The sequence below is a fragment of the Streptomyces sp. genome, from assembly GCF_031178505.1.
Classification (GTDB): Bacteria; Actinomycetota; Actinomycetes; order Streptomycetales; family Streptomycetaceae; genus Streptomyces; species Streptomyces gulbargensis.
In genome coordinates this window covers 1-5,120 of sequence record NZ_JAPSIW010000524.1, presented here as the reverse complement: position 1 = coordinate 5,120, position 5,120 = coordinate 1, and the positions used below count along the sequence as shown (strand labels likewise).

General features: G+C 70.0%; 4 protein-coding genes and 1 pseudogene. All 5 read left to right on the top strand.

The annotated features are described in order from the left end of the window. Positions 1–134, top strand: a pseudogene (locus RIF68_RS26845) (ATP-binding protein); the annotation flags it as partial. A gap of 339 nt (positions 135–473) precedes the next feature. After that, a complete protein-coding gene (locus tag RIF68_RS26840; RefSeq protein WP_309053877.1) occupies positions 474–3,716 on the top strand; it encodes a nitrate- and nitrite sensing domain-containing protein in 3,243 nt (1,080 codons plus the stop codon). A gap of 10 nt (positions 3,717–3,726) precedes the next feature. After that, entirely contained in the window at positions 3,727–4,140 is a 414-nt protein-coding gene (locus tag RIF68_RS26835; RefSeq protein ID WP_026057603.1) for a roadblock/LC7 domain-containing protein, read from the top strand. A gap of 93 nt (positions 4,141–4,233) precedes the next feature. Then, entirely contained in the window at positions 4,234–4,803 is a 570-nt protein-coding gene (locus RIF68_RS26830; RefSeq protein WP_309053876.1) for a DUF742 domain-containing protein, read from the top strand. Next, positions 4,784–5,120: ATP/GTP-binding protein (locus tag RIF68_RS26825; protein WP_309053875.1), on the top strand; the 337-nt coding region annotated here is incomplete at its 3' end. The genes RIF68_RS26830 and RIF68_RS26825, both read left to right, overlap by 20 nt.

Here is a 5,120-nt window from a genome sequence, read left to right as displayed (position 1 = left end):
CCGAAGAAGTCCGGGAAGCCCTCCAGATCGGCCCCGACACCCCCATCATCACCACCGACGCCCGCCACCGGGCCGACGCCAAGAGCGCGCTCATCACCCTCGTCGAGCACGCCCTCATGGCCCGGCTCAAGTAGGAAACCGGCCGGGGCACTTGTCCTGCGGTGCCGCGCGCGGCGGCCTGTGTCCTTCGACACGGCCGCCCGCGTGTTCATAACATTTCGACAGAGAATTGGCGCGCCTCGGACACCCGACGCATCCGATCGGTGCCGCTGTGCTCACATGAGCCCCGCCATTTGGCGGGGCTCGCTCTTTATGCCCGTTTTATCTGAGGTCTGCACCACGGCCGGAAGCCGCAGCCGACTGTTTGGTAGGGACCGCCTTCACGTGCTGCAATTCATGAACTCCCGAGTAGTACGGCCCTGAACGAAACACCGGCACAACGTAGGTGCCGACGCCGAGAGGTTGTTGGTCGAGTGAGGCGAAGCAAGGAAAGCTCCGCGGAGCAGGAGACGCGGGGCAACTTCACCCCGCCGTCGCGCACGGCGGTGTCGCCCGCGGACGTACCCGTGACGCCACCACCGGCCTCCCGGGGCAGCTCCAGCAAGCTGTCGCCGCGCAACTGGCGGGTGCCCACCCGACTGAACGCGATCCTCCTCATACCCGTGCTCGTCGGCCTCGTCATGGGCGGCTTCCAGGTCAAGGGCTCGATCGACACCTGGCAGGAGGCGCAGGACGCCGAGAAGACGGCGCTCATCGTGCGCGCCGCCTCGGAGTACAGCACCGCCCTCCTCGACGAGCGCGACCTCACGGCCGCCCCGCTGCTCGCCGGCGACCGCGACCACGAGTCAGTGACGCAGGCGCGGGCCGCCACCGACGCCGCCCGCATGAAGTTCGACGAGGCCGTCCGGAACATGCCGTCGGGCCAGGGTCTGGAGCGCCGGCTGCGCCTGTTCAAGGACGAGGAACCCAACCTCGAGCAGCTGCGGAAGACGGCCTACTCGGCCGGTCTGGACCCGGTGAACACGCAGCTCGGCTACACGGGCGTGCAGCACTACCTGATGGAGTTCTCCAACGAGCTCGGCCTGGGCACCGGCAACATCACCAGCTACGGCCGTACCGTCTACGCGATCCAGCTCGCCAAGGCCGCCGAGTCGCTCCAGCGCTCCATCGGCACCCACCTGCTGGTGCGGCCGAGCGAGAAGGAGCCGGTCTTCGCCCAGCAGTCCGTGGCGTTCAACTCGTACAACTACCTGGAGCAGATCGCCCTCGGCGAGTACAACTCCGGCGGCACCGCCGAGGACGTGCAGCGGCTGCAGGAGGTCATGAAGGCCAAGGCCGCCGCGGGCGCGGAGAAGATGCGCTCCGCCGGCGTCGAGCTGCCGAAGGGCAAGGACGGCTCGGTCTACACCGGTGCCGCCTCGGCCATCGGCAGCGCGAAGAACCCCGCGGCCCTGAAGGCCCTCGCCGCGAAGGGCATCACGCCGCAGACCTGGATGGCGGTCGCCACCGCCAAGTTCGACGGCTACAGCGAGGTCGAGAAGGAGCTCGTCGACAAGGCCGTGACCGAGGCCGCCGAGATCTCCTCCGACGCCCAGCGGGACGCCTGGGTCAACGGCGCGATCGTCGTGATCGCCCTGCTCACCGCCTTCATCCTGGCCGGGATGATGGCCCGCCAGATGAGCCGCTCGATGCGCGAGCTGCGCACCGCCGCCTTCGGCATCGCCGAGCAGCGCCTGCCGATGCTGGTCGACCAGCTGTCGCGTACCGACCCGGGCCGGGTCGACACCCGGGTGCAGCCCATCCCGATCGACTCCCAGGACGAGATCGGCGAGGTCGCCCGCGCCTTCGACCAGGTGCACCGCGAGGCCGTCCGGCTCGCCGCCGAGCAGGCCATGCTCCGGGGCAACGTCAACGCGATCTTCACCAACCTCTCGCGCCGCAACCAGTCCCTCATCGAGGGCCAGCTGACCCTCATCACGGACCTGGAGAACAACGAGGCCGACCCGGACCAGCTGGAGAACCTCTTCAAGCTGGACCACCTCGCGACCCGTATGCGCCGCAACGGCGAGAACCTCCTCGTCCTCGCCGGCGAGGAGCCGGGCCGCCGCTGGGACCAGCCCGTCCCGCTCGTGGACGTGCTGCGCGCCGCCTCCTCCGAGGTGGAGCAGTACGAGCGCATCGAGATCGCCGGCGTCCCGGAGGCCGAGATCCACGGCCAGGCCGTGACCGACCTCGTGCACCTGCTCGCCGAGCTCCTGGAGAACGCGACCACGTTCTCCTCCCCGCAGACCAAGGTCCGCGTCACCGCGACCCGTCTCCCCGACGGTCGCGTGATGGTCGAGATCCACGACAAGGGCATCGGCCTGACCGCCGAGGACTTCGCGGACATCAACCACAAGCTGGCCAACCCGCCGACGGTGGACGTCGCCGTCGCGCAGCGCATGGGCCTCTTCGTGGTCGGCCGGCTGGCCGACCGGCACGGCATCCGCGTCCAGCTCCGCCCCTCGGGCGAGCAGGCCGGTACGACCTCGCTGGTCATGCTGCCGGACGCGATCACGCACGGTGGCGGTGGCGAGCAGCCGGTCCAGGACGACTTCACCGTCTCCCAGATCATTCCGCAGCAGAACGCCTTCGACGCCGCCCCGCAGCAGATGCGGACCGCCGCCGAGCTGGGCTTCGACGACTCGCGCTACGAGCAGCGGGACGACAACCGCCAGCTGGACCCGGTCAACCGCTCGCTGCTGCGCGAGGAGCGGCGTGCCGCCCTGGAGGCGCAGGCGCAGGGCGGCGACCGTCCCCCCTTCCAGGACGGGACGGACCTCTCGGCCCGGGAGTACGAGCAGGGCCAGGGGCAGGAGTACGCCGGCCAGGAGTACGAGCAGTACGGCCAGGCCCAGGAGTACGGCCAGGAGTACCCGAACGCCGAGTACGGCCAGGCGCAGGAGTACGGGAACGGCTACCCTCAGCAGCAGGACGGCTACGGCTTCCCCGGGCAGGGCTACGAGGGGTACGAGCAGCAGTCCGCCGACGGCTACCCTCAGGGCGGCTATGCGGAGGGCTCGTACGAGACCCCGAACGTCGAACAGCAGCAGTACGGCAACACGTTCGATCCCCATGCCCACCAGGGAGAGTGGCAGGATCAGAACGCCTACCAGGGCGGCTACCAGCAGGAGTACGGAGCGGAAGCGGAATCTGCTCCGAGCGCTCCCGAACAGGCCGCCGACCGCGTAGGCTTCGACCGTCCGGGAACGGCCCCGAGTCCCGCCCCGGACGCCGGCCACGCGCTGACGGACGCCGGTCTGCCGCGCCGTGGCAGCACCGGCCCCCAGACGCCGCAGGCACAGCGGTCCGCCCGGCCGGAGCAGTCCGCTCCGCCGGCGGCGCAGCAGGCGGCCGAGCGGTCGGACGAGGCCGAGGGCCCGGACGACTGGCGCTCGGCCAACGACGAGCGCTGGCAGCGGGCCGGCAAGCTCCGTGAGCCGAAGGCGGGCGGGGTCACCTCGTCCGGTCTCCCCCGGCGGGTCCCGAAGGCCAACCTGGTCGAGGGCACGGCGGAGCAGACCCCGCAGGGCGGCCCCCAGGTCTCCCGCTCGCCCGAGGACGTACGGGGCAGGTTGAGCAACCTGCGCCGCGGTGTCCAGCAGGGACGCAGCGCGGGAACGGACACGAACGGATCGGGCCTCGGCCCGGGTAGTACCTACAACCAGGAGCGTTAGTGTGAGCCCGATGAGCCAGGCGGCGCAGAATCTGAACTGGTTGATCACCAACTTCGTGGACAACACCCCCGGGGTGTCCCACACGGTGGTGGTCTCCGCCGACGGACTTCTGCTGGCGATGTCCGAGGGTTTCCCCCGGGACCGCGCCGACCAGCTTGCGGCCGTCGCCTCCGGACTGACCTCGCTGACCGCGGGCGCGTCCCGGATCTTCGAGGGCGGAGCGGTCAACCAGACCGTGGTGGAGATGGAGCGCGGCTTCCTCTTCATCATGTCCATCTCGGACGGCTCCTCGCTGGCCGTCCTCGCCCACCCCGAGGCCGACATCGGTCTGGTGGGTTACGAGATGGCCCTTCTCGTGGACCGTGCCGGAACCGTACTGACCCCTGACCTCCGGGCGGAGCTTCAGGGAAGTCTTCTCAACTAACAGACAGACAGTGCGTTTCTCGTCACCGCACCGTAAGGTGCGGTGGCGCGGTTCCAAGGGACATGGAGCCGCGAGGCAGTCGGAGGAGGAGACGTGGGAACACCCCCGGGCGCGAGCCCCTACAACGGTTTTGACGCGCATCAGGCACCCCTGGGCGACCCGGCGCAGAACCGGTTCAACTTTCCCTCCGCACCGAGCAGGCAAGGCGTTTCCCAGCCTTATCAGCAGCCTCAGGCTCCGGCCGCCCCTGCCGCTCCGGCGGGTGCGGCCACCCCGGCGGCCGGCCGGCGTGCCGCGGGTGGTGCGGGCGGTTCGGGCGGCCACAACCCGCTCGTCCGTCCGTACGCGATGACCGGCGGCCGGACCCGGCCGCGTTACCAGCTCGCCATCGAGGCGCTGGTGTCGACCACGGCCGATCCGTCCCGGCTGCAGGGGCAGTTGCCCGAGCACCAGCGGATCTGCCGGCTGTGCTTCGAGATCAAGTCGGTCGCCGAGATCTCGGCGCTCCTCTCCATCCCCCTCGGCGTTGCCCGGATCCTCGTCGCCGACCTGGCCGAGGCCGGACTCGTCGCCATTCATCAGCCCGGCGGCGACGAGGCCGCCGGCGGCCAGCCAGACGTGACACTGCTCGAAAGGGTGCTCAGTGGACTTCGCAAGCTCTAGCGGCGGCGCGGCCCGTTCAACCACCAGCGCGAAGATCGTGGTGGCGGGTGGCTTCGGCGTGGGCAAGACCACGTTCGTCGGCGCCGTCTCGGAGATCAACCCGCTGCGTACCGAGGCCGTCATGACGTCTGCGTCCGCGGGCATCGACGACCTCACGCACACCGGTGACAAGACGACGACGACTGTCGCCATGGACTTCGGCCGCATCACGCTCGACCAGGACCTGATCCTGTACCTGTTCGGCACCCCCGGACAGGACCGCTTCTGGTTCATGTGGGACGACCTCGTCCGCGGCGCCATCGGCGCCGTCGTCCTCG

Bases quoted from the DNA above. Each gene is read 5' to 3' on its own strand.
- RIF68_RS26835 (WP_026057603.1), top strand. From the start codon at position 3,727: ATGAGCCAGGCGGCGCAGAATCTGAACTGGTTGATCACCAACTTCGTG.